The sequence below is a fragment of the bacterium genome (genome assembly GCA_030019025.1).
GTDB lineage: Bacteria > Hydrothermota > Hydrothermia > UBA1063 > UBA1063 > UBA1063.
The window spans coordinates 17,761-44,627 of record JASEFR010000001.1; the positions used below are offsets into that span (position 1 = coordinate 17,761).

Annotated in this window: 25 protein-coding genes and 2 tRNA genes; 12 read left to right on the forward strand and 15 right to left on the reverse strand. The window is 39.3% G+C overall.

All coding sequences use genetic code 11. The annotated features are described in order from the left end of the window. The coding region (locus QMD82_00125; GenBank protein ID MDI6850336.1) for a hypothetical protein at nt 1-1,064 on the forward strand (1,064 nt) is incomplete at its 5' end. Between the two features lie 67 nt (nt 1,065-1,131). Here QMD82_00125 and QMD82_00130 read toward each other — a convergent pair. Continuing rightward, a complete protein-coding gene (locus QMD82_00130; GenBank protein MDI6850337.1) occupies nt 1,132-1,758 on the reverse strand; it encodes an MBL fold metallo-hydrolase in 627 nt (208 codons plus the stop codon). Between the two features lie 35 nt (nt 1,759-1,793). On the opposite strand from QMD82_00130, the gene QMD82_00135 reads away from it, so the two are divergent. The 3 genes from QMD82_00135 to QMD82_00145 are packed head-to-tail and all read left to right on the forward strand — an operon-like array spanning nt 1,794 to nt 6,571. Further along, complete coding sequence (locus QMD82_00135; protein MDI6850338.1) at nt 1,794-2,642, forward strand: glycine--tRNA ligase subunit alpha; 849 nt, start codon at nt 1,794-1,796, stop codon at nt 2,640-2,642. Beyond that, a complete protein-coding gene (glyS, locus tag QMD82_00140; GenBank protein ID MDI6850339.1) occupies nt 2,635-4,710 on the forward strand; it encodes a glycine--tRNA ligase subunit beta in 2,076 nt (691 codons plus the stop codon). The genes QMD82_00135 and glyS overlap by 8 nt, the downstream gene beginning before the upstream one ends. Nucleotides 4,711-4,756: 46 nt before the next feature. After that, a complete protein-coding gene (locus QMD82_00145; protein ID MDI6850340.1) occupies nt 4,757-6,571 on the forward strand; it encodes an amino acid permease in 1,815 nt (604 codons plus the stop codon). A gap of 54 nt (nt 6,572-6,625) precedes the next feature. Here the strand turns inward: QMD82_00145 and QMD82_00150 are convergent, their stop codons facing one another. The 4 genes from QMD82_00150 to QMD82_00165 all read right to left on the reverse strand — a co-directional run bounded on the left by QMD82_00150 (nt 6,626) and on the right by QMD82_00165 (nt 10,302). Then, nucleotides 6,626-6,805 carry a hypothetical protein gene (locus tag QMD82_00150; protein ID MDI6850341.1) on the reverse strand — a complete coding sequence of 60 codons (180 nt, stop codon included), beginning with the start codon at nt 6,803-6,805 and terminating at the stop codon, nt 6,626-6,628. 74 nt (nt 6,806-6,879) lie between these two features. Next, nucleotides 6,880-7,764: a DpnII family type II restriction endonuclease gene (locus tag QMD82_00155; GenBank protein ID MDI6850342.1), complete on the reverse strand. Its 885-nt coding sequence runs from the start codon at nt 7,762-7,764 to the stop codon at nt 6,880-6,882. Next, on the reverse strand, nt 7,754-8,740 hold the full coding sequence (locus QMD82_00160) for a DNA methyltransferase (protein ID MDI6850343.1): 987 nt from the start codon (nt 8,738-8,740) through the stop codon (nt 7,754-7,756). The genes QMD82_00155 and QMD82_00160 overlap by 11 nt, the downstream gene beginning before the upstream one ends. Before the next feature lie 200 nt (nt 8,741-8,940). Next, nucleotides 8,941-10,302 (reverse strand): MFS transporter, encoded by a 1,362-nt coding sequence (locus tag QMD82_00165; GenBank protein MDI6850344.1) that lies wholly within the window; start codon nt 10,300-10,302, stop codon nt 8,941-8,943. A 304-nt stretch (nt 10,303-10,606) separates the two neighbouring features. On the opposite strand from QMD82_00165, the gene rlmB reads away from it, so the two are divergent. From rlmB to QMD82_00180, 3 genes are read left to right on the forward strand one after another with little or no spacing between them, the layout of a single operon-like run. Further along, nucleotides 10,607-11,332, forward strand: coding sequence for a 23S rRNA (guanosine(2251)-2'-O)-methyltransferase RlmB (gene rlmB, locus QMD82_00170; protein ID MDI6850345.1), 726 nt, complete (start codon nt 10,607-10,609; stop codon nt 11,330-11,332). Then, nucleotides 11,325-12,296, forward strand: a complete 972-nt coding sequence (locus QMD82_00175) for an HD domain-containing protein (protein MDI6850346.1) — start codon at nt 11,325-11,327, stop codon at nt 12,294-12,296. The genes rlmB and QMD82_00175 overlap by 8 nt, the downstream gene beginning before the upstream one ends. Before the next feature lie 3 nt (nt 12,297-12,299). Beyond that, nucleotides 12,300-12,677, forward strand: a complete 378-nt coding sequence (locus tag QMD82_00180) for a HEPN domain-containing protein (GenBank protein MDI6850347.1) — start codon at nt 12,300-12,302, stop codon at nt 12,675-12,677. Here the strand turns inward: QMD82_00180 and QMD82_00185 are convergent. The 9 genes from QMD82_00185 to QMD82_00225 form a co-directional block, all read right to left on the reverse strand. Next, the gene (locus QMD82_00185) at nt 12,664-13,179 is read right to left on the reverse strand and encodes a hypothetical protein (GenBank protein MDI6850348.1); all 516 of its coding nucleotides are present in this window, start codon (nt 13,177-13,179) and stop codon (nt 12,664-12,666) included. The genes QMD82_00180 and QMD82_00185 overlap by 14 nt on opposite strands. After that, complete coding sequence (locus QMD82_00190; GenBank protein ID MDI6850349.1) at nt 13,176-13,751, reverse strand: RNA ligase family protein; 576 nt, start codon at nt 13,749-13,751, stop codon at nt 13,176-13,178. Before QMD82_00190 ends, QMD82_00185 begins: the two co-directional genes overlap by 4 nt. Continuing rightward, nucleotides 13,748-14,203: a peroxiredoxin gene (locus QMD82_00195; GenBank protein MDI6850350.1), complete on the reverse strand. Its 456-nt coding sequence runs from the start codon at nt 14,201-14,203 to the stop codon at nt 13,748-13,750. The genes QMD82_00190 and QMD82_00195 overlap by 4 nt, the downstream gene beginning before the upstream one ends. A 138-nt stretch (nt 14,204-14,341) precedes the next feature. Then, a complete protein-coding gene (locus tag QMD82_00200) occupies nt 14,342-15,127 on the reverse strand; it encodes an ABC-2 family transporter protein (GenBank protein ID MDI6850351.1) in 786 nt (261 codons plus the stop codon). A 3-nt stretch (nt 15,128-15,130) separates the two neighbouring features. Next, on the reverse strand, nt 15,131-15,904 hold the full coding sequence (locus tag QMD82_00205; GenBank protein MDI6850352.1) for an ABC-2 family transporter protein: 774 nt from the start codon (nt 15,902-15,904) through the stop codon (nt 15,131-15,133). Then, nucleotides 15,901-16,878, reverse strand: a complete 978-nt coding sequence (locus tag QMD82_00210) for an ATP-binding cassette domain-containing protein (GenBank protein ID MDI6850353.1) — start codon at nt 16,876-16,878, stop codon at nt 15,901-15,903. Before QMD82_00210 ends, QMD82_00205 begins: the two co-directional genes overlap by 4 nt. A gap of 335 nt (nt 16,879-17,213) precedes the next feature. Beyond that, entirely contained in the window at nt 17,214-17,594 is a 381-nt protein-coding gene (locus tag QMD82_00215) for a hypothetical protein (GenBank protein ID MDI6850354.1), read from the reverse strand. A 237-nt stretch (nt 17,595-17,831) separates the two neighbouring features. Then, on the reverse strand, nt 17,832-18,257 hold the full coding sequence (locus QMD82_00220; GenBank protein MDI6850355.1) for a hypothetical protein: 426 nt from the start codon (nt 18,255-18,257) through the stop codon (nt 17,832-17,834). Next, a complete protein-coding gene (locus QMD82_00225) occupies nt 18,227-18,574 on the reverse strand; it encodes a hypothetical protein (GenBank protein MDI6850356.1) in 348 nt (115 codons plus the stop codon). The genes QMD82_00220 and QMD82_00225 overlap by 31 nt, the downstream gene beginning before the upstream one ends. 266 nt (nt 18,575-18,840) lie before the next feature. Between QMD82_00225 and QMD82_00230 the strand changes: the two genes are divergently transcribed. Both QMD82_00230 and QMD82_00235 read left to right on the forward strand, forming a co-directional pair. Further along, nucleotides 18,841-21,000, forward strand: coding sequence for a DUF5916 domain-containing protein (locus QMD82_00230; GenBank protein MDI6850357.1), 2,160 nt, complete (start codon nt 18,841-18,843; stop codon nt 20,998-21,000). Nucleotides 21,001-21,085: 85 nt separating this feature from the next. Continuing rightward, nucleotides 21,086-22,417, forward strand: a complete 1,332-nt coding sequence (locus tag QMD82_00235; GenBank protein ID MDI6850358.1) for an SLC13 family permease — start codon at nt 21,086-21,088, stop codon at nt 22,415-22,417. A gap of 41 nt (nt 22,418-22,458) precedes the next feature. On the opposite strand, the gene QMD82_00240 is transcribed toward QMD82_00235, so the two are convergent. Beyond that, a complete protein-coding gene (locus QMD82_00240) occupies nt 22,459-25,458 on the reverse strand; it encodes an AAA family ATPase (protein ID MDI6850359.1) in 3,000 nt (999 codons plus the stop codon). Nucleotides 25,459-25,701: 243 nt separating this feature from the next. On the opposite strand from QMD82_00240, the gene QMD82_00245 reads away from it, so the two are divergent. From QMD82_00245 to QMD82_00255, 3 genes are all read left to right on the forward strand, one after another. Further along, a tRNA-Asp gene (locus QMD82_00245) sits at nt 25,702-25,777 on the forward strand. A 447-nt stretch (nt 25,778-26,224) separates the two neighbouring features. Continuing rightward, nucleotides 26,225-26,296, forward strand: a tRNA-Gln gene (locus QMD82_00250). Between the two features lie 169 nt (nt 26,297-26,465). Then, nucleotides 26,466-26,867, forward strand: coding sequence for a metalloregulator ArsR/SmtB family transcription factor (locus QMD82_00255; GenBank protein MDI6850360.1), 402 nt, complete (start codon nt 26,466-26,468; stop codon nt 26,865-26,867).

Here is a 26,867-nt window from a genome sequence, read left to right on the forward strand (position 1 = left end):
ACCTATGGAAAATGCCTTTTGAAGCCTTTTATTCCCGAAGTGTAGGAGACTTTGCAGGGGGAGTTAAGCTTGGTTTCAACAAAAATAATTGGAGGTTTCAAGGACTTGTTCTTTACCAAGATACGGTGATTTCGCGGTATAACAACTCTCGCCTTTTATCGGCTTCCGTTTTTAGTTTTAGGCCATCTAAGGCTTTTGAGAACAGGTTGTTTTTTATAACAAAAGGTGATACCCTGGGTGCGGGGATCAATGCCAATTTCTTTCTACCCAATGGATTTAAAGCGAGGGCACAATTTACGAGAGCCCAGGGTAGTGACTTTTATATAGAGCTTAAAAGGTTTTCTAAGACCGGTTTCTGGATTTCTACAGGGGCTGAGAGGCTTGACGCAGATTTTGTCCTTCCGACGGCTTACATATCTTACTTCGAAAATACTATTTCCTACTGGATTTTTTCTGGGGTCACAAGGACCTTTGATAGGAAGTATTTAACTGAAGCCAGCTTCTCCTTTGGCTATACCTATTCTAATTTTCTGAATGGCACGCCCTTTGAAAGGTTTGGAAACCTTTATGCCACTGTTTATCCCGTTAATTCTGTAGAGTTTACTTTTGGTATTGAGCCAATGAAAACCATGTATGAGGGGGAGTATTACAATAACATCAATTATGTTTTATCCACGGCCTTTGGAGTGTCAAAGCCTTCGACGGTTTACCTTGAGTATATCTGGGGTGAAAACTATGGAAATAAGCTTAGCTTTTTGAACCTATGTGGAAATTTTGCATTTTACGGCAAGCTTTACTGTGAAGGTGGAGCGGGATTCCTTAAAGAGGGATTGTCCCGCGACCAGAGAGTGTATCTTCAAGGTTCTTATTCGCCAAGGAATAAGTTATATCTTCGATTTTTCACTCAGAAGAGCACTTTAAGCAATAAATGGGATATCAATTTGATGTTCCAGTATGAATTTTCTGCGGGAAGCAACGTTTTTGTTGTATTAAACAGGACAGTAAAAGAAGGCGAAATTTCCTCTCCCATCATGCTAAAGGTTGCATATGAGCTAAGGTTTTGAGGTTTCCTAATTAGTCGAAACTATAATCCTTTAAAGAATTATGTGCTTGAGTGTTTAAGTTAATGCCTTAAAGTTTCAGGAAGGGGTTTTTTGTTCTTATAATGGACATTTTTGCGCTTGCCATATGGCCTGGGTGGACAGTAATACCGTCGTCAAGTTCTGATAGTTTTTTGAGAGATTTTTCAAGCTTTTCTGGTGCGCTCTCTGGAAAGTCCGTACGGCCGACAGTGTCTACAAAAAGAGTGTCACCAGAAAAGAGGAAGTTGCAGGTTAAAATACAAATTGATCCCCTTGTATGGCCAGGCGTTTCGATTATTTGAAGGGAGAATGGGCCTATGTGAATAGATTCTTCCTCTTCAATCAAAATTGTTTTACCTTCAAAAACAAAGGGTATGCCGAAGAAATCCGAGTGGTTTTTTACTGGATCTAATAGCATAGGATGGTCGAGTTTATGAATATAAACTGGAATATCGAAGAGATTTGAGTAATGTCCGATCCCCATAATGTGGTCAAAATGGCCGTGCGTCAGAAAAATAGCAAGGAGATTGATTTTTTCATTCTTAATGAATTGGTCAATTTTTGCATCTTCTAAACCTGGGTCAATGATAATACCCTCTCTCGATAAGCGGTCAAATAAAATGTAGCAATTGGTGCTTAAAGGACCTACTTCGAATTTTTTAACTTCTACTCCCATTGCGAGAACTCGTTGTAGAAATTATAATTTAAAACATGCTTACGTTCCAGGATTTGATTTTAAAGCTTTCTCGCTACTACGCAGACCTTGGATGTGTAATCGGTCAGCCATATAACTCCGAAGTCGGGGCAGGTACATTTAATCCTTTGACTTTTTTGAGATCTCTTGGAAGGAAGCCCTGGAAGGCTGCTTATGTCGAAATTACGAGGCGTCCGAAGGATGGAAGATATGCTGAAAATCCCAATAGAGTTCAACAATATCATCAGTTCCAGGTTATTTTAAAGCCTGCCCCTGAAAACTCTCAGGAGATTTATTTGAATTCTTTGAGGTACATAGGAATTGATATCGAAAAGCATGACATCCGCTTTGTTGAAGATGACTGGGAGTCACCAACCCTTGGGGCCTGGGGGTTGGGTTGGGAAGTGTGGCTTGATGGTCTGGAAATAACACAGTTTACCTATTTCCAGCAGGTTGGAGGTATAGATCTGGAAGTAATTCCTGTTGAGCTAACTTATGGATTAGAGCGTATTGCGATGTATATTCAAAAGGTTGATTCGATTTTTGACCTTGTTTGGGCACCTGGGGTGACCTGGGGAGATATTTACAGAAGATTTGAACAAGAGTTTTCGGTTTACAATTACGAAAAGAGCGATACCAAGTTGCTTATGGAGCTTTTTAAGAAATTTGAAAAGGATGCGGAGCATCTTCTGAAAGAAGGGCTTCTTTACCCGGGTTATGACTTCGTAATAAAACTTTCTCACATCTTTAATCTCCTTGACGCCAGAGGTGCAATTTCACCATCGGAAAGGCAGTCCTATATTTTGAGAATCAGGAATCTCGCAAGACTTGCAGCTAAGGTATATCTGGAGGCAGAAAATGAGTGAATTTTTGTTTGAAGTTGGAGTTGAAGAAATACCTGCTCTTGATGTTTACGATATCGCTAATCAGTTAAAAGAGATCTTTGAAAGTTTCTTGAAAGAAAATCGTATAAATTTCGGAGAGTTAAAGGTATTTTTTACCCCCCGCAGGTTCGCAGTTTACATTAAAGGTTTAAGTGATTTTCAGGAAACCTGGGAGACGGAGGTTACGGGACCTCCTGCCAGGGTCTGCTTTGACGACGAAGGGAAGCCTACAAAAGCCCTGCTTGGTTTTCTTGGGAGCAGAAATCTCAAGTTGGAAGACGTCTATGTTGAGGAAACGAAAAAAGGAAAATACGTAAAAGCAAAGGTTGAAGAGGGTGGTAAATCAGTAAAGGATTTGCTGACTCAATTCCTGCCTGAGGTTCTCGATAAAGTAAAAGTGAGAAAATCCATGCGCTGGGATGGGGGCTTCAGATTCTTACGACCTGTGAGATGGATCCTGTGCCTTTACGGAAATGAGGTCATGAATATAGAAATTGCGGGTGTCAAAGCATGGGAAAAAACCTACGGAAACAGGGTTAAGGGAAATCTTCTCCTCGAAGTTAAAGTTCCTTCGGATTATTTAGAGATTTTGCGGAAGAACTACGTTTACGCAGACCCGGAAGAGAGAAGGGGGATCATCCTCGGGAAAATAGAAAAGATTTGCTCAGAAAAGGGCCTTAAGTGGCAGGAAGACCAGGAACTTCTGGATGAGGTTATAAACCTCGTAGAGTATCCAGGGGTGATTATCGGGAGTTTCCCTGAGCGATATCTGGATTTACCCGAACCTGTTATTATTACCGCTATGAAACAGCATCAGCGGTACTTCGCTGTGAGAAAGGCGGACCACAGACTGGCAAATTATTTCATTACTGCTATTAATAATACGGAAGATTATGAACCAGAAATAAGGCCCAATCACGAGAAAGTTCTTAAAGCGAGACTCGAAGACGCAGAATTTTATATGCATGAGGACTTAAAAGTACCCCTTGAGAATAGAATTGAAGAACTTAAAAAGGTGGTATTTCTCGAAGGAGTAGGGACAGTCTATGATAAAGTAATAAGGGTAGAAAAGCTTTGCGAGTTTCTTATTTCATATTTTGATGGTGTGGATAAGGAATTGCTCTTTAAGGCCGTTAAGCTGTGTAAAGTTGACTTGACTACGCTGATGATTAAAGATGGGAAAGAATTTACCAAGCTCGGCGGCGTTATCGGAATGGAATACGCTTTAAGGCAGGGGAAGGATGAAAAGCTTTCTCGTATTATTTACGATCACATATTGCCGAGGTTCCCTGGTGATGAATTGCCACATACTCTTGAGGGAGCTATCATTAGCCTTGCGGATAAGGTAGATACTTTAATGGCTTTCTTAAAGGCTGGAGCGGAGATTTCTGCCTCTCAGGATCCTTTTGGGTTGAGGAGAACCCTATACTCAATTTTTGAACTGGTGAAGGAGAAAAAGCTGAGATTCAACTTTGTTAGCCTTCTTGAAAAAGCCGCCTTTGAGCTCGAAGTGTCTCAGGAAAGGCTTCAGGAGTTTCTGAGCTGGGCGTGGGCAAGGCTCGAGAGTTATCTTGAGGAGAAGGAAGGAATTCGGTATGATATCGTAGATTGCGTGGTCTATGCTAACAAGGGTGATATCTGGGACGTAATTCAAAGGGCAAGGGTTTTGAACAATTATTATCTTGAGAACAAAAAAGAGTTTGAGGAGGTTGTTATCGGCCAGAAAAGGGCAAACAATATCTTATCAGGGGTTGAAAATCTACCACCGGTTGATGAGTCTTTATTTGAAAAAGATGAAGAAAAGAATCTTCACAAAGTTTTGAGGGAAAGTGAGCCCTTGATTAAAGAAGCCTTAGAAGAAGAGAGATATGAAGAGGCCTTGAAGGTGCTGAGAAACTTAAAGCCTTATATTGATGTTTTCTTCGATAGAGTCTTTGTAATGGTTGATGATGAGAAGGTCAGAAACAACCGTCTTGCCCTTCTATATGAGTTGAGGGAGTGTTTTAGACATTACGGAGATTTCTCAAAAATTGTAGTTTCTACAAATTAATTTGAACCCTTGATCTTTGCTCTAAATTACCGTACAATAATCTGAGATGAGACCGGTTTTGAAAAAAGAGTTATCATTTTTCGGGTTATTTTCCATCGCCACCGGAGCAATGATTAGTTCAGGAATTTTTGTGCTTCCCGGGGTTGCGTACAATATATATGGCCCATATGTATTTATATCCTATGCAATGGCGGGTATACTGGCTTTTATTGGGCTTTTGAGTTTTCTTGAACTTGCTACTGCAATGCCAAAGGCTGGTGCCGATTATTTTTATACTTCGAGAAGTTTGGGTCCTTTCATTGGAACTATATCAGGAATTTTTGCATGGGTTGCAATTACATTAAAGTCCGCCTTTGCTATTTTTGGGCTTTCAGTTGTTCTATCAGAGCTTTTCAGTATTAATTTTTACCTTGTAATCATTGCTGTTACTGTTATCTTTGTAGCATTGAATATTCTTGGCGTAAAAGAGGCAACGATTGTTCAAGTGGTTCTCGTGACATTGTTGATTTTAGGGATTATTCTGCATATGGTCTTTGGAGTGCGCAATATTAATATGGCCTACTTCAAAAATTCGACAAAAAACTCATCAATTGATTTGTTGAAAGGAGCGGCTTTGGTTTTTGTCACATTTGGCGGCCTTATTAAGTCAACTTCCCTTTCGGAAGAAGTGAAGAACCCTGCAAAAGATATTCCGATAAGTTTAATATCCTCGGTTCTTTTTGTAACAGTTTTGAGTACTTTATATACCTTTGTTATAATTGGTACTGTGCCACCGGAACAACTCCGGTCTACCTTAACGCCGGCTGCTGATTCTGCTAACATTGCTCTGGGGCAGGCAGGTTATTTTATCATAACATTGGTATCAATTCTTGCTTTTGCAACTACCGCAAATGCTGGTATAATGTCCGCCTCCAGGTATCTTTTTGCTCTAAGCAGAGACCATCTTATACCTCCTATTTTTTCCGCAACCAGCACTAAGCGAGCAACTCCATATTTTTCAGTAATTTTTACTGGTATAGTGATAGTAATGTCCATAGTTACTTTGAAGCTGGAGTATCTTGTAAAGTTTGCATCTGCTACAATTCTTATGACTTATGTACTGGGAAGTGTTGTGATTATAATTTTCAGAGAAAGCAAAATCAGGAGCTATGTACCGAAGTTTAAAGTGCCTTTATATCCTTATTTGCCGATTTTTTCAATAATTATTTTTACATTTTTATTTATTGAAACGGGCCTCGGCACTATAGAAGTGATTTTTCTTATGTTAATTATTTCAATTCTTGTTTACAGGTTTTATGGGAGGTCGAGGTCGGCTAAGGATTTTGCTCTTCTTTATGTGATGAAGAGGATTTTAAGCGAGCGGGATGCGGAGGGGCTTTTAGAAACAGAGCTTGAGGAGATCGTAATTCATAGAGAAGAAATTCCCAAAGATAAATTCCAAGATATGATAAGGAATGCGTTGATCCTTGACATAGATAGGGAGGTGGAATTTTCAGAACTGACAGATATTGTTGTTGAGAAAATCCCTTTTGATAGGGAAGAATGTAAGAGTATCCTTGTGAATTCGGAAAAAGTGGAAAATTTCATAATCAACGATTATTTTGCCCTCCCTCATGGGATAATTGGGGGTGAAAAAAAGTTTTTAATTGGTGTTGTGAGGAGTAAGAGTGGTATTATTTTTCGTGGGACTGGGAGAAAAGTAGTCTGTGCGATCTATATCCTTTCTTCTGCAGATATGAGGGAATTTTATTTGAAGGTGCTGGCCTCGATTGCTGAACTCGTGAGGAGCGAAAACTTCTGGGATAAGTGGCAAAAAGCTCAAAATGTAGATGAAATAAGAAAACTACTTATGAGAGAATAAATAACCCTTCTCAAAGTGATTAAACTGTGAGTATTTTCAAGTTAATAAATTTTCTTATTCTATCGTTTCACCAAGTTTTTCAAGGAGCTTTTTAAGTGTTTCTTTTCTTTTTCTAAGTTCCTCTTTAAAAACGCTATCGTCTGCTTTTCTTATTTCTGCTCGGAGCTCAAGGATTCTTTCTTTTAAAAGATTTTTAAGAACTTCAAGCTCATCAGCTGTAAGTTCAAGATTCATGCCACTCCTCCTGCTGCTTCATTAATTTTAACCCAAGATTCGAGGATATTCACAAACCTTATGGCTCAATGGCTTTAGGCACTTCTTAAAATCTTTTTAATTAAGCCGAGCATTTTATAATTTACTATGTAGTCTATTTTTTCCATAGCTCTTAAAAGTGGCTCTTTCATTGTATGCCAAGCGGGTCCATCAGTTACCCAGAGAAAAGTGACATTTCTTTCCTCTGCTGCTTCCTTTAGTTCAACGTAACTTTCGGCTATCGAGATTGGTTTACTTCCACCTACATTGTAGAAGTTGCACTCAATAATCAATATGGGAATGTTCCCTTTGTATACTACAAAATCGTGGGTTTTACCCTTGTGATTCTGGCTAATGGGCTTATATAAAGAAAAGTTTTGGTCATTATTCACAATTGTGAAATGGGAGCCTATAAGCCTTTTGATCTTTTCCTGGCACAGCTTTTCAAAGATTTTACCACTTCTGTTTTTCCTGGTGTTTGAATCTAAACCCACTTCAACTCCTACTAAGTAGTCATATAGGTCCTTTATTTCCTCAAATAGGGATAAAATTCCAGTCTTGTTGCAGAATTCTACTATTTTGTTTGCAGTTTCGAAGTCAAGATTTGCAGAATCAAAATTATAGTCAATGAAGGTTTCCAAATCGGGATCAAAAATATTAATTTTGTTTCCCTGAGCTCTCTCAGCAATAAGCATAGGGATTACTTTGGCGGTTTGAGGATATTTTATGAGAAGTTCTGTGAAATGTTCTTCCCTTTCTTCCGGTTGAATTTTCGTTAGAGAGTTAAGAAGCGAAAGTTCATTTACGTATCTTTTAACATCTTTCCTTACCTTTTCCCAGTCGACGAAATACTCGTAAGTTTTATTTGATGGCATTAGGGTTGAGAAAAAGTGGTTTTTATACTCTTCAAAGCTTGTAAATCCGAGGTCTTTAAATCTCATTATTCTTCCACCACATTGTACTTTCTTTGAATTTTGAAATTTTCTCACCCTTTTCAGGTTTTCTGAAAACAAAGAGGTGTTCATGGGCAATCAAGTAAAAATCACTTTTCCTCATTCTCCATAGTATAGTTCCGACCATATTATGCTGAGTTTTTATTATGTCTTCTTTTAAAATGAATCCCTCTTCTAAAAAAGCTTGCATTACTCGGAAGGCTATAGGTACGAAATGCTTGTGTCTCCTTGTGTCTCCAATGAGGACGGCTGCGTATTTTCCTGGCTTTAGAACTCTGAAAAATTCTTTAGCAACTTTTCTCATCTCTTTTACAAACTCTTTAATAGAGGTAATCCTTGAGAGGTCATCTTGGGATTGCATTCTTGCTTTTTTGGTATATGAAATTATACTGGCGTAGGGTGGATGAGTAGCAATTAAATCAATTTCCTCATTTCCAATTTTATCTAAATTTCTGGCATCTCCTTGGTACAATTTAATGATGGGCCTTACCCACTCAAAATCGCTTTTCTCTTCTTGTAATTGGTTGGTGTCAGTAAATAGCTCCGAAGACGGAACCTGGTCAGGTTCATAATTAAAATTGAGTCTGTCCCAGGCAAGAATTAAGGCTTCTTTGTTTATATCTACACCAATTCCATGCCTACCTAAAAGTTTACATTCAATGAGGGTTGTTCCGCTTCCGAGAAAAGCATCGAGAACGATATCTCCTGCCTTAGAGTATTTTAGGATTAGATTTCTTGCTACTTGTGGTGCCCAGTTTCCTCTATATTTTGCGTTTAAATAATGGGTGGCCCATTTACCTCTATTGGGGAAACTCCAAACCGTTGATGTTTCGGGCTTAAAATCAATTGGCTGATACTGCCGGATTCTATATTTTTTTCCTATTTCTAACTTTGCGTCCTCTATAATTACGTATTTGTGTTCTTTTGTATATTCAAGATATTCTTCAAAAGTTATTTCTTGCATTCAGTGTCACTTAATAATTTATAATCTTTTTGCACAAAATCTTGCACTTTCGCTAGTAAGTGTAAGGTATTGCATCTGTTTATTCAAGTTTAACTATGGTTGCGAAAAGGTTGTTACTTGTTTGTTTCTTGCTGACTTCGTTATTAACTTTTGCAGTGATTTGATGATAGTGAAAACATTGCTGTAGATAACCAAACATTTTAACTTCTTGGATTTCTTATTTTGTAGGAAATCTGGAAAAGGAAGCTGTCTATTGGGGTAAGTATAGTTTTTCTTATTTTCCCGAAGTCGAGTTTCTCAACCTTTTTAACTTCTTTTATTGACGGCAATATTATCAGACCCGATAAGAACCTCAGAATTCCTGATAAAAGAAATACCTGGATGATATTTCCTGCATTCACGTTTTTCAAGATGTTATAAGAAGCAAGGTAACCGCCGATAGTGGCGCCAGCAAAAACACTTAGGGAATTTAAAATATTGTAATAAGTAACGCATATTGCAATTTTTTGTCGGGTAACCGCGTCATAGATAAAATTGGAAGATGCAATGTTGAACCCTGCCCAAAGAGTTCCGGAAAAGGCTTCGATGAAAAAGAGTAAGTAGAAAGCAGTCGTTTTGCTCATCAGAGATGTCGAAGCCCAAATTAATGGAATTAAGGGGATTAAAAATCCTGTTATTTTTAAGACTTTTAAGTTCCCATAGCGGTCGCCCAACTTCCCCCAGTATGGCATTGTTAGAAGGCTTGTGGTGGAGGAGGCAAGACTTACAAGGGTAAATTTTGAATAGGAGAGACCGAGGTGCTTTAACATATATACTGCGAAAAACGGGCCCGCGATGGCTACAGAGAACATGAAAAGATTTACAAAGGCAGTAAATCTTCCAAAATTACTGTGGGGCATTAGCTTAATAAATTCCCAGAGCGTGAAATAGTAAGATTTATGAGATTTGAATGGTGGTTCATGTTGAAGTTTTAAGAGGTAAGCAGAAGTCAAACGAGAAATCATGGCTATGGAGAAGATTACAACAAAACCGATGTATGGATTTACCTTCTTGAAAAGGTCCAAGAGAAACCCAGCAATTAGCATTGAGGTAAGACTTGCGAAACCAACAATTCTGTTTCTTTTTCCAAAGTAAGAACCGAGTGATTTTTCATCAACCAGGTCCTTCATCCACGAACTCCATGCAGGTGCAAAGATACTACCCGCTGATACGAGGAAGGTGTAGGCGATTATCAAAATTACAGCTATTGTAGCAGATCTTTGGTTGAACACGAAATATATAAGGGCGAGTGATATTATGGGAATCCAGGTTAGAGCCTGAGAAAAGGCGCCCCAGAAGGAGAGTTGTTTGCGAGAAATCTTTTCTCCAAGGATTTTTAGACTCAGGAACTGAATAAAGGCAGAAGCGATTTGTGGTATAGATGTTAAGAATCCGATGACTTTGTTATCAGCACCAAGAAGGAGGGCGTAAGGAGTAATGTACCTCAATCCCATGCCCTCCATAATGGAATAGGCAACGCCTTCTAAGATGCTGATCTTTAGAGGGTCTTTCTTTTTTGTCATTTTGTTCATTGGAATGGCTTATATTGTAATATAGTTTGTTCGAATTGCGAAAAAATTTTTAAAATCCACTTTTTACTTATTGACAAAATTTGGCTTATGATTAAGTACTGTAAAAACGGAGAGGAGTATTAGAATACAGAAGCCTATGAGTTTTGGTGATAAGATTTAATTGTCCTGTTCTGGTTAAAATATTTGGAAATTGTTATGGAGATCTTTGATGGGCTTTTAAAATTGGAGGTTTTTTGTGTAGTTGATAAAAAGAGTGACTTTGAATTGTTCACCTTGTTAACAATATACTTTTCCCATGTATGTTTTTGGTAAGAATCCAGTATTAGAGCTGCTCAAATCCGATCCACAAAAAGTAGAAAAAGTTTTTATTGCTAAGAAAACTCACTTACCTGAGTCTTTTTTAGAGCTTTTAGGAAATGCTAACTTTCCCGTTATGTATGTAGAGAGGGAAAAACTCGATAGGATGGCAGGTAACAAGAATCATCAGGGGATTCTCGCAGTAGTGAGGAAAATAGAATTTACAGATCCTTTGGAACTACTTAGCGAGCTGATTGAAAAGAAGGGGATCTTGATCGCGCTCGATGAGGTTCAGGATCCTCAAAATCTCGGGAATATTCTGCGTAGTGCTGAGGCTCTTGGTGCAATAGGGGTTGTCGTACCTGCTTTAAGGTCGTCTGGTTTCGCCGAAAGTGCTATTAAAGCCTCAGCAGGTGCAGTGTTTCACTTAAAACTTGCTGCTGTTTCAAATCTTAAGAATTTTCTCGTGAGGGCTAAAGATTTGGGGACATGGGTATATTCCTTAGAAGTGGGTGGTATTAATATTTATAGGGCAACCTATAATTTTCCTATGGTACTTGTAGCCGGTGGTGAAGACAAAGGAGTGGGTAAGACTATTCTCACTATAAGTGACGTAGTTATAACCATTCCCATGGTTGGGAAGATAAACTCTTTAAATGTTGCATCCAGTGTTGCAATAGCTCTTTCCTGGATTAGTGAAGTAAGGAGGAAAGCAAATGGTTAAGAACATTTTTGTGAAAGATTTGCCAAATTTAATAGGAAAGGAAGTTGAAGACCTTTTTCAGATTAGAGACCTCCAAGACAAAAGCGGTAAAGAGGGACAGCCCTTCGTTGAACTTACGATTGCAGATGTCTCAGGAACTCTAACGGCAAGAATATTTGACGATGTAGATGCCTTAAGGGGGAAGATAGAACGCGGAAGAGTCCATCGTTTGCGGATGCAGGTTTACCAGTTTGCAAATCAACTTGGTCTTAGGGTTTTAGATGTTGAAAAGGTTGAGCACTATGACATAAGACATTTCTTGCCTTCTAGCAGTGTGAACCCCTCTAAGTTGGAGGAGGACTTAAAGAGTTTTATAAGGAAGATAAACAATCCTCAGTTAAAGACTCTTCTCAAGAGGATTTTTCTTGACGATGAGGATTTCAAGAAGAAGTTTTTGTTGGCACCTGCAGCGAGGTTTTATCATCACAATTTTGTTGGGGGGCTTGCAGAACATACTCTTCAAATTGCAAGGGTTGCTGAGGCCATTTCTGAATTGTACGATGTGGTTGATAGAGACCTTTTAATTGCTGGTGCTCTTCTTCACGATATAGGCAAAGTATACGAAATGGAATATACGCCAGATATTGACTTTACCGATGAAGGAAGGCTTTTTGGCCACCTTATCATTGGCTACGAGATTGTGAGCAAAAAGATTCATGAAATTGAGGTTTTGAATAAATTCCCTGCGGAGCTTCGGATGAAAATTTTGCATATGATTCTCTCTCACCATGGAGAGTTACAGTATGGCTCACCGGTGAGACCAATGTTCCTTGAAGCTCAGATCCTGCATTTCCTTGATGATCTTGACGCAAAGGCTGATATGTTCAGAAAAGCTTCCGATCTAAGGAGTGGGAACAATACAAAATGGAGTGAATTTTCAAAACCCCTTGGCAGATCCGTATTTCTGGGGGAATTGGAAGGGTGAAAGATGAAGGATATTTGGCTTGAGAGTGCCACTGAAAATTTAAATAAGGCAAAAAAGATGCTTAACATTGGTGACTATAAAAATGCTTGCATTAACTCAAGAATATCTGCGACCAAAGCAATCTACTCAGCCCTTGTAGATGAGGATGATGTAAAATACAGGGACGAAATTGTTGCACTTTATGAAGTTTACAAATTAAAGAATGGTAAAGACGAGGAGATAGAAGAGGCCGTGTTCTTCCTTTCCAGGTTTATTCTTTATGAGGATATCGTAACCCCATATCTTGCTGAGAAGTGGGAAGGTTTGCCTACAAAAGAGGATGCAGAGAGGGCGGTCGGTTTAGCAGAGAAATTGATTGAAAAGATTTCTAACCTTCCTTAGAGACCATTTCACTCCATTTCTGTGCAAGGAGGTCGCGTCTCGGTTTGTAAACAGTTTCAAAAAAGTATCTCTGGGATAGGAGAACCCCTTTATCATAACTCTTGACTATTTCGAGAGCTTCCTGAAAAGCTTTGTCGAATTTCCCCCTAAATCTACTTTCAATCTGCCTTTTGAAGGCTTCGGGAGTTTGTATTTCGTTTCCTATTATAAAGAAAGGTCTGCCATCTATTTCGACAGAATAGGCCTGTTCGTCACCTAAGGAGAAGATTTTGAATTTTTCTTGAAGCTCTTTTATTTTTTCTCTCGGGATTCCTCTTACTTGTTCAAAGGATGGTTTTATGGGGAATTGTTCGCCCTTTACCGTTTTAAACCCTCTTTTGGCTGCAGCGTAAAATATGGCCCTGTTGAGGCCAAAGGACTTTGCTGAGTCAAGCGGCAGGCCCAGGACATAAGCCCTTGCAGCCTGCAAAGTTGCCATCACTTGAAATCTTCCAATTTTCATTTTGCCTTCCTCCAGAAAATTGTTGCGATTGGTCCATCTTTGCCAATTTCATAAGGGGAATATAACATTTTGATCACAATACCTTCATAACCCTTCTTTTTTTCTTCCAAAAGATGGGTCTTTACATCAGTAGTCAACCTTTTGTATGGCATTAAGTAGAAAGGCTCCTTGAGGTTGAGATTTTCAAGAAAAAGTTTCCTGTCTTTTAGAGGGAGCATAAATACCTTTTCTCCGTTGAGGTAGATAACATCAAAAACCATTATTATTGGTTTGACGTCGGGGTTTTTCTTAAAAAGTGAAGGAATAAATCTTCTTCCTTTTTCTGAATAAAGTTCGGAGTCGAGAATTGTGTTATCGGGAATGTGATGGAGAAAAACCGAGAGGTAATCCAATCTGTCGGTCCAGTTAGGGCTTTTTTCCAATCTCCTTCCCCAGAACTGGATCTTGCCCCCAGTTTTTATTATTTGAAGTCTCCAACCATCAACCTTAGGCTCGACAATCCAATCCCCATCTAATTCTTCTCCCATGTAGGGGATCGGCTGCATGAGCCATACCGGTTGAAGTTCTATCATTTTCCATTTAAGAACTCAAATATTTCTCTGAGGTCTGGAAGTTGTTTTATTTCATATACCTTGACAAAAATAACCTTCCCTTCTTCATCTACTATTATGTTTGCCCTTTCCGAAAAACCCTCGTTTTCTCTGAATATGCCGAGTGATTTTGCGACGGCACCGTGCGGCCAGAAATCGGAAAGGATTCTTAATTTCTTTATCCCGAGTTTCTCAGCCCATGCTTGTTTAGAAGGGATCGGATCAACGCTTATTCCAACAGGGATCACATTTAGTTTTTCAAACTTCTCGTAATTTTGTTCTAAAGCTTTCATCTGTTGGCTGCAAATCTCAGTAAAGGCTAAGGGATGAAAGGACAGGAGTATCTTTTTGCCCTTGTGGGAACCTAATAGAAATGGTCCCCCATTCTGGTCTTTCAATGTGAAATCGGGCACAATAGCACCAATTTTTATCATCTTGCCTCCTATTTTCTCATAAGTTCCACAATAAAAATTTTACTTTTTTAAGGCAAAATTATCAAACTTCAGCTATTTTTGTCTAATCTTCAGTTTTTAAATTCACCTCTTGGTTTTACAATACCGTCTTGTGTGTTCTTAAATTTCATATGTGCCTGACCCTTGATAAGCTCTGGAGGCGAGTGGGAAAAGGATACGGATTAGAAGTATCTGAACTGTTAGCACGGTAATTTGAACAATAAGAAGCTCATGTTCTCCCTCGAGTATGAGAACCGGAAAGTTTGTTACCAGTAAGATCGGTATCACGTAGAGGAGGAGTTTCTGAAGTATTACAGGAAATATTTTATACGGGTACTTTGCATATTCCGCTAAGTCGTAGATGATCCAGGTTAGGGCGGGGAGGTTAACATATTTAAAAGAGAGAAGGCCCAGTAGGAAGTGGAGAAAGGAGTAGATGAAAAAGGACAAAATAACTGAGACATGCCAGAGTAAAAGGTTTGATATACCCTTAAATCCGGAAGCATTGAGGCCAAGATAGAAAACGAAGAGAGAAGGAATAATGCTGAATAAAGAGGGTATGTTTGCATATCTGAATAGAATTATAAAAGGGGCCGAAATAGGTTTGGTCAGGTAAAAGTCAACGTTCCCTTTCCTTACGAGGTTAGAGATATTCCCTGAGCCATAATTGCAAAAGGTGCTGAAGAGTCCAAAAACGACCCCTGCAGTACCAACTAACATCTGGAGAGATGGGCCGTCCCATCCCCCTATGTTATTTGCAAAGGTAAAAACGATTTTGTAGAAAATAATGTAGCCTATAACCCAGGATGTTTTACCAAGGAACTCAAGCAAAAAAGAGGTTCTGAAAATGGTGAGGTTTCTGAATCTAATTTTAAGTTGAGTTAGAATGAATTTTAGCTCTTTCATAAGCTACCCCCCAAAGGCTTCGTATCGTTTTAATCCTTTAGTCCACAGTAGTTTGACAAGCAGCCAGAAAATGAGGATGTATGATACGCAAACAGTTAGTTCCTTTAAAACATTGGCTACTCCACCCGTGAAAGCTCTTGCATGGGTAAAATATATGTATTTGAACGGGAGGTATTGTAAAGCCTTCGGAAGCAAGTCAGCGGGAATAATGGCACCACCCAATAGGCCCAGGGTCATAACGTAAATATCGTAGACCCCGTAAGGGTCACCAACGAAAAAGGCGGTAAGGGAGAGGGATAAACCCAAAAAGAGGCTTAAAATGTATCCGAGAATTAAGAAAAGTGCTCCTAACATGATATTCTGTGGTGTAGGAATAATAAAATAATTTTTGAGGAAGAAGATTACTGGAGCTGAAGATAGAATGAAGAAGAAAAACCATGCTATCGTTCCTCCAGTTATAAGCCCTATCCAGGAATACACGAAGTTAATTGGTTTTGAGAGGTAGTGTACAATAACACCGGTCTTAATTTGCTCGACAATCTCATAAGACCCGGTAAATGGCATTGTCGTATAAGCTAAAAGCGCCCAGAAATAGTATGTGAAAAGCTCTTTGAAGTTGTAATTGCCAAGGTGAAAATTATTTGTATAAAGCAATTTGAAGAAAAAGAAGTAACCAAGAAGGGGCAGGAGGAACATTGTACTCTGGAGGATTACATTGGCTCTCCACCTGAACAGATCTTTAATTGTCACAGCGGCAAAGGGAAGATATTTTTTCATAAACCACCCTCCGTGTAAATCTTTCTGATCAACGACTCTAAGGGTGGATCTTCGATCTGTACATCCTCTACCCCATTAAGGTTATTAAGAGTTTGAATTATTTCTGGTATTTTGGTTCGAAGCACTTCCCCTACAAGACATTCGTCTTTTTGCTCGAAGCCGGGTAAATTTATTTCACAGGAGGGATTACTTACCTTCACTCTTATGTGCCTTATATCTCCCATGGACTGTTTAATTGTTTCTTTGTCTCCGTCGTAAACTATCCTCCCTCTGTTTATAATTACCACCCTCTTTCCAAGCTCCTCTAAGTCTCTCACATAGTGGCTTGTAATAAGGATCGTGGCACCTGTCTTTTTATTATAGGTCTTAATAAAGTCCCAAAGATTCTTCTGTGATAATAAGTCAAGGCCAATTGTGGGTTCATCAAGGAAAATGTATTCGGGATTATGCAAAATAGCTCCAATGAGCTCAACTTTAGTTCTTTCGCCAAGAGAGAGCTTTCTGAGAGGTTTGTTTACAATCTCACCAGCTTCCAAAAGCTCGATGAGTTTTGTGAGCCTTGTTTTGAAGGTGTACCTGTCAATGTTATAGATTTCTCTTATCAATTCGTACCCTTCCCGGGGTTCGATGTCCCATATTATGGTTGAGAGAAATCCTCTTTGTCCGGTGAAGAGTGCAATCTTCTCAAGAAATTTTTTATCTCTTTTGAATGGTTTAAATCCATCAATCGTTACTGAACCAGAATCGGGATATAAGACACCTGAGAGGATTTTAACGAATGTAGTTTTTCCAGCCCCATTGGGCCCAATTAAGCCAACCATTTCACCTTTGGATATTGAGAGGGTAATCCCATCGATGGCTACAACTTTTTCGTATTTTCTTTTGAAAAGAGATTTTATAGCCCCCCATAAACCGGCTTCTACCTGTTCGACTTTATAACTTTTTTTCAAATCGCAAACTTGAATTCCTTCCATAATAACCTCCTCAGGGGAAAATGATAAATGATATAGATAGTAATAGACAAAGTTTTTACGCTAACCTGATCATCGCAAAACCTCGGTTTTCTGAGATTTTAAACTTTTACGCCCGTATTGTCAAACTACCGGCTAAATGAAAGGCTGAAAATGAAGTAGTTTCAAGGAAAATTGAGTTTTAACTAAATAAAGTAAAGATAAGGCAACAATTTGGGATATTATTTCTTGTATAGGTCGAATCCTCGTATTCCAGAACTATCTGCCCATGAAGCGACATAGTATGTGCCAGCTACATTGCAACAACGATATATACCCATCTATCATTTGAAAAATTTTTACCTTGAGTGCAAAGTTTTGCTCAAATCTATAAGGGAATATATGTAAACCCCCGCACCTGAAAGTATGAATGCTGTTTTAGCAATGTGTGTTTCCTTTTCCGCGGCCTTGAGGAACAGGTTTGTAAGTCCAAAGAAAAGAATACCCCGGTATTTTTCACCTATAATAAGATGACCACCTCCTGGGGCAAGTATCCCCATTAACTTTACTGTGTTATTTCTCCCTATTAATTTTTTAATGGTTTTAAGCGATGTTGTATCATCTGTGAGGGTAAGGGATACTCTCCAGTTTTTTTGGCGTAGGAGAGTTATATATTGCACTGTCATTTGCAAAATTGTATGCAATGTTTCCAAGTTTGAATCCAAATCCATCTGTTTCACCTATTCTGGCTCCTAACGTGTCTTTGAAAAAGCCCTTTCTAATAGTAAATAGGTTTAAAACATTAATTTCGTATCCTTTCCCCTTCCATGTTTCGCGTAAGTCTCCAGCTATATCTGTCCAGATTGCTGTGGAATATGTAAATCCAGCGAGATTATTGAGAATTGATAACCTCTCTATACCTGTTATATCTTTTAAAAATTTTATGAAATCGTAGGAGTTAAAGGATACTTCCTGTCTTATGGAAGTTGGTGGGGGCCATTACTTTGAGAAGTGTATTTTATCGAGTTACCAACGTTAAGAAGGCTTACTCCATAACGAAGTCCCATCTTTGTATTGGCAATGAGACCGAAATCGTACAAAAATCCTTTTGCTCTACAATCTCCTGTCCCAGAGGAGTCTTCCAATACTTCTTCTGGAGCGAGGTATGAGTCATAGTACTTTGCCCTGATTCCTGCAAGCAACATGGAATCTATATTTGTGCCTATTCCAACTGCCTTTATTTCGTCGTAGGGTGTCCATTCTATGTAGCGACCTTGAGATGTGGAGTATGAAAAGATGCCGTAAGTGATTTTGAACCTGTAGAATGAAAAGGCTGGAGATGAAAATTTCCAGAGGTTTTTTGAGAATGGTTTTATGGTGTATTCATAATAATAAGCACGCATACACGCATATCAGTTGCAAGCCCTGGAAGCCATTGGGGTTGTCTTGGTATTGCTGAAACGAAGGAATAAATACAATCGACAGGAATCTTACACTGTTCGTTTATATAGGTGATGGACGTTCCCCTGACAGCCAGAAGAGCTAGGTTTCCGTAGGTGGACACAGTACTCTCAAACAGGGTGATGCCTGAGAAGCCTTGGGCGGTCATTACCGGGTCTAATTCGATCAGTGTGGATGACAGTGTTAAATCAAAGAATGTTGCCTTTAATAAGGCAGGTACGGACACGAAGATTAACAGTATAGATATGAACTTTTTCATGGTTGAAATATAATGCAAGGTGTTAAAATGAGCAAGATTCTAATGGTGTAGTTGCCAGTATTTCAGCAGGCTGCATCATGATTGTGGATAGTTGAAAGAAAAATAGAGGCATTTTAAAATGGGGTGGTAGTAATTTGGGCTGAGATAGCGGTGCGAGTCTTGTTTTACGTATCGTGAAAGGACATGGAAGAGTTTTTTGACAATACATGCATTCAACTGTATTATATCCATATGACACTAATACAGCTTTAGTATCGGGAGGTTGAATGATGATAGAGGTGTTGCTTGTACTTTCGCTGGTAGGTGTGGGGTTTGAAAAGGATTGGATTGAAGTCAAACAGGTGAAAAGTGGTGAAGTAAGAATAGATGGAAAAGCAGACGAAGTGTGGAATGTTGCGGATTCAGTTTTGATAATCAGGCAATTTTATCCGTATTATGGTTCTACATCAACCTATCCTACCGTGGCCAAGGTGTTGCAAGATGATGGCAATCTCTATTTCCTTTTCATAACCAATTACAGGGATATGAGACCTTCTACATCACTCAGTGGGCACAATGAATCTTACACCGTCTACCTTGATCCTCTTCTTTCGCGTGTTTCTGGATATTACTTTACGGTCACTTCCTCGGGAGAGCGTGATGATGGTATGGTTCTTGAAGATGGGAGAAGGGTAGACGGCAGCTGGGATGGGGTGTGGGATAGTAAGGTAGGAGTGTTCCAGGATAAGCAGGGAAATTGGTTTCTTTTTGTGGAATTTAAGATACCATTTAAAAATCTCAGGTTTGCAAAAGATAAAAATGTATGGGGAGTACAATTCGCAGTGTACTGCGACGAGAAGAGGGAGACTTCTTACTGGATTCTTCCAGATAAAGATGAAGAAATAAGGGTTTCGAAATTTGGCCTTTTGAAAGGTGTTTCTCCACGTGTGGTTGGCTCTCCGGTGGAGTTTTATCCTGTGGCACTTGTGAAAAATACTTATAGTGCGGTAACAGATTCTTCAAGGATAGGGGAAATGCATCCGTGGGCCGGTATAGATGTGACATTTAGAAAAGAAGCATCCACCCTGAATCTTACAATTCTCCCTGACTTTGCTGAAATAGAATCCGATCCTTTCGCAATAAGTCTTGAGAAGTATGAGATATATTATTCTGAAAGAAGGCCTTTCTTTCTGGAGGGTGCAGAAATCTTTGAAGCTGCTGGATTTGGGAATAATTATGGCTTTTATCGGCCTGCAAAAGTATTTTATTCCAGACGGATAGGTAGGAGACTTCGAGATGGTTCAGGTGAAGTTCCAATTTTATTTGGACTTAAGTATGCCGGGAAATTGAACAGATGGGAACTTGGATTTCTTAGTTGTCTTACCGATAGGAAATTCGGTGTTTCCGATTCCGCCTGGAAGACATCCTGGAACGTCTTTAGGGCCAAGAAATATTTCTCCCGAAATTCAGAAATAGGGATTATCCAAACTTACAAAAAAAATCTTGAGAAAAACTACTGGGCTATGGCCTTTGATATCGACGGTGCTCTCAGGTGGAATAAGAGTCAGGTAGCCTGGCAGGTTGTAATGAACAGGGATACTTCGGAAAATGCAGGTTGCTTATTGCAGGGAGGAGCATATCTTCAGATGAATGAGAACTGGAGTGGAATTTTAAAAGGAAGTTTTGCGAATGATTACTTTGATGTAAGCCCAATGGGATATGCTAAACATTCGCCGGGTGATAAAGAGTTAATTACTGGAATTAACTACATGAATTTTTCGAGTAAGGGGAAGGTCTCTTTTTACAACGTATTTTTGGGAGGGGTTTGGGGTAAGGAAAAAGAAGATGAATTCTGGTCTCGGAATTCTTATTTTGAGGTTAATGCAAATTTAAGAGAGCCTGCAAGTATTGGTTTACATTTGTCTGTTGGATATGGAAAGGACTGTGACCAGGGCGTTGTGTATACGGGTAAATCCGGTAATTTTAATGCATGGGCCTCTATAAAAAAACTCAGCGTCTGGGCAGGTGGGTTAGCACAATATTGGTGGAATTACAGGAGAAGTTTCCTTGCCTGGCAGGGGACGATTTGGGGAGGTATGGGGTTCCCTCTATCTCAAAGGTTATCCACTTCTTTCAATTTGGATGGATGGATAGAGTTTGATACAACCGGTCACCATCTTGCAACCACTGTAAGCTCGAATGTTTACCTGACATATAGTTTTACACCCTTTATGGAGTTCAGTGTTGCCTCCAATCCAGTGTTGATTAAGGAAGATGGGAGTAGATGGAATCTCTATCAGGTAAGGGCTGCCGTCTATTACTCCTGGGAAATCAAACCACGTTCAACGCTTTATATAGTCCTGAATCAGCTCTTTAATCGGAATGATACGGGCTTTGAGACAGCTGAAAGAATTTATGCTGTGAAGGTTAAGTGGTTGTTCTGGTGAACCATTAACGTGTGGTATCATAAATAAAGAATAGTGTATAGCCACACCATTTTTAAAAACGTGGCCTTTGCACAAAAATTATTATATGAATTTAACGGTGGTCATTTTTTTTACAACCTATTTTTTAATTCTCATTTTCAGAAAGCATCAGCTTTTAGCCGCATGGGCGGGGGTTCTGGCACTGCTGCTTTTAAAGCTACTGCCTTTGAAATATGCATTATTTTCCATAAATCCAAATGTCCTTGCGATTTTTATTGCCACAAGTATAATTACTGCTCTTCTTTATGAAGTTGGCTTTATTGATTACGTGGCAATCCGAACCATCAATTTCATTGCAAAAAAGACCAAGGATCCCTTAAGACTTCGACTTTATGTCATGCTTGCTCTTGTTGCCCTCACGGGATTGATTTCGAGCTTTATGGAGAACGTGGCAACGATTTTACTTCTTTATCCAGTGGGCCTTGAGGTCAGCAAAAAACTAAAAGTGAATCCTTCTAATCTTCTCATAGGAATGTCAGTAGCTGCGAACCTTGAGGGATCCGCCCTACTTATTGGTGATTCTCCATCAATTCTTACTGCGATGTTCGCTAACATGGATTTCTTTGATTTTTTCTTTTTAAAGGCAATGAATTATAGACCATCGCTTTTCTTTGCGGTTCAGTTGGGATTCATCTCTGGCCTTTTGGTGCTTTTTCTTCTTTTTAGGTTAAGCTTCAAGAGGATAGAACATTCAGATTTCAGCGAATTTGTTGAAGAAAAAGGTTTAAAGTCTCGAACACCAATTTTCTTTTTTGCCGGGTATGTTCTTGCTCTCGTTTTTAGTTCATTTATACAAAATAAACCGGCTAACTATATTGTTTATATTTGCGCTTTTTTCATTGTAATTTCCGTTGTTTGGACTCTTGCTTTTTACCGTAGAAGAGTTAATGAGGAGATTGATCTTTTGAAACATATTGATTTTCAGACCTTCTTTTTCCTTATAGCGATATTTATTCTTGTGGGGTCTTTGAGTTACAGCGGTTTTATAAAAAATCTTGCAAACTGGTTCGTTTCAATCTCAAAAAACCTTGGTTCAAATCCGGTTCTTGCAGGCTATATTTTAATTGTAGTAGTGTCAATGGTTGTTTCAGCCTTTGTAGATAATATTCCCTACACGATGGCGATGCTTCCTGTTGCAAAGTTGATGGCAGACTCCTTTGGTGTAAATATGTATCTATTCATTTTTGGAATGTTACTGGGGACCACCATAGGCGGTAATATCACACCGATTGGTTCTCTCTCTAATGTGACCATTCTGGGTGTTTTAAAGAGAAATAATTATGAACACAACTTCTGGACTTTCGCAAAGATAGGACTTCCCTTTACGTTGTTTTCTTTGGCAGTGAGTAGTGGGTTTGTATATTTGATTTATCGGTAGAAAACCAAAATGGGCGGGAGAGATCCCGCCCATTTTGGTTTTTACTCTTCCTTATCTAATTTTTTGATTTCAAATTCGTTTCCTGCGGCGTCAATTAGGATCGTATCGCCATCTTTAAATTCGTTCTTTAGAAGCATACTGGAGAGTTTGTTTTCTATTTCTTTCTGAATCAGCCTCTTGAGTGGTCTTGCGCCCATCGTTACGTCAAATCCCTTCCTTGCAATCAAGGAACGGGCAGTATCACTCAGCTTTAGTTTAATGTTCCTTTCTTCAAGTCTCTTTCTCAAATTGTCGATGAGGATGTCCACAATGGATAGTATCTGGTCCCATTTTAATGGATGGAACACAACGATTTCGTCGATACGGTTAAGAAATTCTGGTCTGAAGTATCTGTGCACACTTTCGAGAACGAGTTCCTTTGCCTTGTTAAAATCTTCTTCAAACTCTTTTTCCAGTTGTTCTCTTTCTTTACTGAGTCTTTCTATTTCTTTTTTATAATACTCTTCGTCAATCAGATTCTCCTTCTTCTTTTCTTCGAGGGCCTGCATTTCAGAAAGAATTTTATCATATTTTGCATTGAACTTGTTGGAGACTTCTCTCAGGTATTCACTTCCTATGTTAGAAGTCATTATGATTACCGTATTCCTGAAGGAAACAGTTCTACCCTGGGAATCTGTAAGCCGTCCATCATCCAATACTTGCAGGAATAGGTCAAATACCCTCGGATGCGCCTTTTCAATTTCGTCGAGGAGAATCACCGAATAGGGTTTTCTTCTTACCGCCTCGGTAAGTTTACCACCTTCCTCATACCCTACATAACCTGGGGGAGCACCAATAAGTTTTGCAATAGAGTGTTCCTCCTTAAATTCTGACATATCAAGTCTTATGAGTGCATCCTCGTTACCGAATAGAAATTCTGCAAGGGTTTTGGCAAGTTCAGTTTTTCCAACCCCAGTGGGCCCAAGGAATAGGAAAGTTCCGAGAGGTCTTCTTGGATCAGATATTCCGGCTCTAGCTCTTCTTATGGACTCTGAAACTGCAGTTATGGCCTCATCCTGGGCAACTACTCTCTTGTGGAGATAGCTTTCCATGTTCAGGAGTTTGTCTTTTTCTTCTTCCATCATCTTAGACACAGGTATTCCTGTCCAGCGAGAAATTACCTCAGCAACATCTTCGTAAGTAACTACTGGTTTTGTTGTTTCCTTTTGCTGGGATTTTGCTTTCTGCAATTCTTTCTTGACTTTCTTTAATTCATCTATGACCTTTTCCCATTCTTCAATCTTACCTTCTTTGTCTAATTTTTCAGCTTTTTCTTCAAGCTCTTTGATTTTAGCTTCCAGAGATTCAATCTTGCTTTTGTCAGCGGTTTCGCCTTTTACTTTAATAGCTTTCCTTGCACAGGCCTGATCAAGAACATCTATCGCCTTATCGGGAAGATTTCTGTCCTGCACATATCTGTGTGAAAGCTTAACTGCAGCTTCTATAGCTTCGTCTGAAATTTGTACCTGATGATGCTCTTCGTATTTCGGTTTCAAGCCTTTCAAGATCTGGATCGTGCTTTCAATATCAGGCTCCTCAACCCAAATGGGCTGGAATCTCCTTTCAAGGGCTGGATCTTTTTCAATGTATTTTCTGTATTCTTCCGGGGTAGTCGCCCCTATGACCTGGAATTCACCACGGGCCAAGGCTGGCTTAAGGATATTGCCGGCATCCATGGCACCTTCGGCTCTTCCAGCGCCGACGATATTGTGGATTTCGTCGATAAACAATATTACATTTCCAGCTTCTTTTACCCCGTTAATAACGTTTTTGAGTCTCTCCTCAAAGTCGCCCCTATACCTTGTGCCTGCGAGTAAACCCGCCATGTCAAGCTGAAGAATCCTCTTGTTTTTAAGCAGTTCTGGAACTTCACCTTTAACAATTTTTTGAGCGAGTCCCTCAACAATTGCGGTTTTTCCAACTCCTGCTTTACCCACTAAAACAGGATTGTTTTTCTGCCTTCTTGATAGTATTTCTATCATCTGTTCAATTTCCTGCTCCCTTCCTATGACGGGGTCAAGTTTCCCTTCTTTGGCAAGTTTGGTTAAATCAACCGTGTACTTTTCCAGATCCGGTTTTTCTATTTCCTGAAGTTCACTTTTAACATCTTTCATATTTTCCCTCCTAATATTTTGTAATGATTGCAAAAGCTGTGAGAGATAAAAACCTCCCACGCTGGAAGTGTTGTTTTTAAGAGCGTCTATTATGCCTGAGATGGTAATTTCACCGTCTTTCTCTGCGTCCTTTAGGATTTTTTCGAGGTAAAAAGAGTTCTTCACTTCCGGACTTTTGCCATTGATCTCGTATTTCAGTCTTAAAACTATTCTCCTTGAGTCAATGCCATTATGATAGAGGTCTACGAGTGTTGACTGCATTCTGTCTTCCATGTCGGTAAGGTCATATATGACTTTATTAGTGGATTCTTCGTCTAAGGAGTGTTGTCTACAAACTTCGCGAATTTTATTAACGAAAGACCTAGGCACTCTGATAGTCTCTTCTCGCATCACCCAGTTTCCTGTCGATTCTTGTGGGAAAAATTCCTCAAAGAAGTCTGAAAAGAAATCTTCCAATATTGAAAAAGTCCTTGACCTTGTTGGGACCCACCTCCTCACTCTAAGAGTAGCGAAGTCCCTTTCCCGTTCACCTTTGGCTTCTTTTTCAAGCTGAGTGATAAGGTGATCGAGGAAGGCTTCCATTATTGATTTAGCGAAGGAGACTCCGTGCCTTTCTGATAATTCCCCTTGCTTTGAGAGCAAAGCTTCTTTAAAGGAATCGGTGATTTTCGAGATCTGGTTCTGAAGATTCGATATGATTTTCTCAATTTCCCTTTCCGCGGCATCGGGGTTAACTTCGTGCTCCAAAAGCCATTTTCTAAAGGGGTTATCTTCTTTGACTTTAAATAGCGCAAGCAGAAGATGGTCTGTATCAACAACGAAGTCTTTACGCCCTTCTGCCAATGACTTTGCAAAATTTAAAATTTCTTGCACCTTTTTATTTTCCATTTCAACCTCCCAAAAGTGTTTTTTAGATTATAGCGATTTAGTATGAATTGTAAAGGTCTTTTGAATTTAAAGAAGGATATAAAGAACCTCGGTGGGCATTTAAAAACTATTGTTTTCTCTGTGTATCAGGATAGATTTTGGTGCTGAGTTTCTAATGCACACAGCTTTTATAATAGAAATCATTGCAGAGTTCTTACCACTTGAAAGTTTGTGGGTGAAGTGTTATTATTATACTACTTACACGGGGCCGTAGTTCAGCCTGGTTTAGAACGCCGGCCTGTCACGCCGGAGGTCGCGAGTTCAAATCTCGTCGGCCCCGTGTTTTTTGTTATGCCGTTTTTCGTCTACGTCATCCAGAGTCTATCCACAGGTAAATTTTACATAGGGCATACAAACAATCTTAAGGAACGACTCAGACGCCATAACCAGGGAAGGTCGAATTATACTCGCAACAAGGGTCCTTGGAAACTTGTTGCCTACAAGATATTTGATACAAGAAGAGAGGCTATGCATTTTGAAAAAAGGTTAAAGCGATTGAGTCGCGAAGATGTCCTCAAAGAAATACTGACGTAGCCTGGTTTAGAACGTCCCCCGTGACGGGGGAAGGTCGCGAGTTCAAATCTCGTCGGCCCCGTGTTTTTTGTTTATGGGGTGTTTTTCATTTAAATATTATTCTGATATTGGCCGACATGTACTGAAGGCAATTTAACTCTTCGAGGCGTTTTGTGGAGTTTACAGTCTTTATCCTTTAAAATTATTATACTACTGGGGCGTCGTCCAACTGGCAGGACACAGGATTTTGGATCCTGCAATCGTGGTTCGAATCCACGCGCCCCAGTGATTTTTAGAGTGCCCTGGTGATTTTTAGAGATTTGCATATTGCTTATTTTTCCATTCTAACTGTCGGTCTCAGGCTGAAAAATTCTGCGAATCCCGTTTCTCATTGTTAGCACGCAATCTGGTCTGACCTTATTGACAGAACACAAATCATATGTTAAAATTTACATATGCGCAAATATGCAGATATATTAAAAGTCCTCGGAGACCCCAAAAGGCTCAAGTTATTTACACTTTTAGCCAAAAAGGGAGATAAATTTTATGTATGTGAACTTGCTGATTCTATCGAAGATACACACTATAATACATCAAGACACCTTAATGAGCTTCGCAAAGCTGGACTTGTTGAAGAACAAAAGATAGGTAGAGGCGTCATGTATTACATTCCAGAGTTTGAAGATCCGTTTTTTAATCTGCTTGTAGAATTGATAAAGAGTATCCCAGATGAGGCTGTTGGGCGAGAAATGGAACTCTTGGAGAAGAGAGTATCCTTCCGCGGGGAAGATCAAAGATGTGTCTTAAAAATTGACCATGATTGGAAATCAGAAAATTTAGAGGATAAAAGGAGGTAA

Coding starts and splice junctions, on each gene's coding strand:
- QMD82_00190 (MDI6850349.1), bottom strand. CDS start 13,751: ATGATAGAACTTCAACCGGTATGGCTCATGCAGCCGATCCCCTACATG.
- QMD82_00155 (MDI6850342.1), bottom strand. CDS start 7,764: ATGAGATTTAAAGACCTCGGATTTACAAGCTTTGAAGAGTATAAAAAC.
- QMD82_00220 (MDI6850355.1), bottom strand. CDS start 18,257: ATGCGTGCTTATTATTATGAATACACCATAAAACCATTCTCAAAAAAC.
- QMD82_00160 (MDI6850343.1), bottom strand. CDS start 8,740: ATGCAAGAAATAACTTTTGAAGAATATCTTGAATATACAAAAGAACAC.
- QMD82_00165 (MDI6850344.1), bottom strand. CDS start 10,302: ATGACAAAAAAGAAAGACCCTCTAAAGATCAGCATCTTAGAAGGCGTT.
- QMD82_00235 (MDI6850358.1), top strand. CDS start 21,086: ATGAATTTAACGGTGGTCATTTTTTTTACAACCTATTTTTTAATTCTC.
- QMD82_00150 (MDI6850341.1), bottom strand. CDS start 6,805: ATGAATCTTGAACTTACAGCTGATGAGCTTGAAGTTCTTAAAAATCTT.
- QMD82_00195 (MDI6850350.1), bottom strand. CDS start 14,203: ATGATAAAAATTGGTGCTATTGTGCCCGATTTCACATTGAAAGACCAG.
- QMD82_00240 (MDI6850359.1), bottom strand. CDS start 25,458: ATGGAAAATAAAAAGGTGCAAGAAATTTTAAATTTTGCAAAGTCATTG.
- QMD82_00230 (MDI6850357.1), top strand. CDS start 18,841: ATGATGATAGAGGTGTTGCTTGTACTTTCGCTGGTAGGTGTGGGGTTT.
- QMD82_00210 (MDI6850353.1), bottom strand. CDS start 16,878: ATGGAAGGAATTCAAGTTTGCGATTTGAAAAAAAGTTATAAAGTCGAA.
- QMD82_00130 (MDI6850337.1), bottom strand. CDS start 1,758: ATGGGAGTAGAAGTTAAAAAATTCGAAGTAGGTCCTTTAAGCACCAAT.
- QMD82_00225 (MDI6850356.1), bottom strand. CDS start 18,574: ATGAAAAAGTTCATATCTATACTGTTAATCTTCGTGTCCGTACCTGCC.
- rlmB (MDI6850345.1), top strand. CDS start 10,607: ATGTATGTTTTTGGTAAGAATCCAGTATTAGAGCTGCTCAAATCCGAT.
- QMD82_00185 (MDI6850348.1), bottom strand. CDS start 13,179: ATGAAAATTGGAAGATTTCAAGTGATGGCAACTTTGCAGGCTGCAAGG.
- QMD82_00180 (MDI6850347.1), top strand. CDS start 12,300: ATGAAGGATATTTGGCTTGAGAGTGCCACTGAAAATTTAAATAAGGCA.
- QMD82_00200 (MDI6850351.1), bottom strand. CDS start 15,127: ATGAAAGAGCTAAAATTCATTCTAACTCAACTTAAAATTAGATTCAGA.
- QMD82_00145 (MDI6850340.1), top strand. CDS start 4,757: ATGAGACCGGTTTTGAAAAAAGAGTTATCATTTTTCGGGTTATTTTCC.
- QMD82_00255 (MDI6850360.1), top strand. CDS start 26,466: ATGCGCAAATATGCAGATATATTAAAAGTCCTCGGAGACCCCAAAAGG.
- QMD82_00135 (MDI6850338.1), top strand. CDS start 1,794: ATGCTTACGTTCCAGGATTTGATTTTAAAGCTTTCTCGCTACTACGCA.
- QMD82_00205 (MDI6850352.1), bottom strand. CDS start 15,904: ATGAAAAAATATCTTCCCTTTGCCGCTGTGACAATTAAAGATCTGTTC.
- glyS (MDI6850339.1), top strand. CDS start 2,635: ATGAGTGAATTTTTGTTTGAAGTTGGAGTTGAAGAAATACCTGCTCTT.
- QMD82_00175 (MDI6850346.1), top strand. CDS start 11,325: ATGGTTAAGAACATTTTTGTGAAAGATTTGCCAAATTTAATAGGAAAG.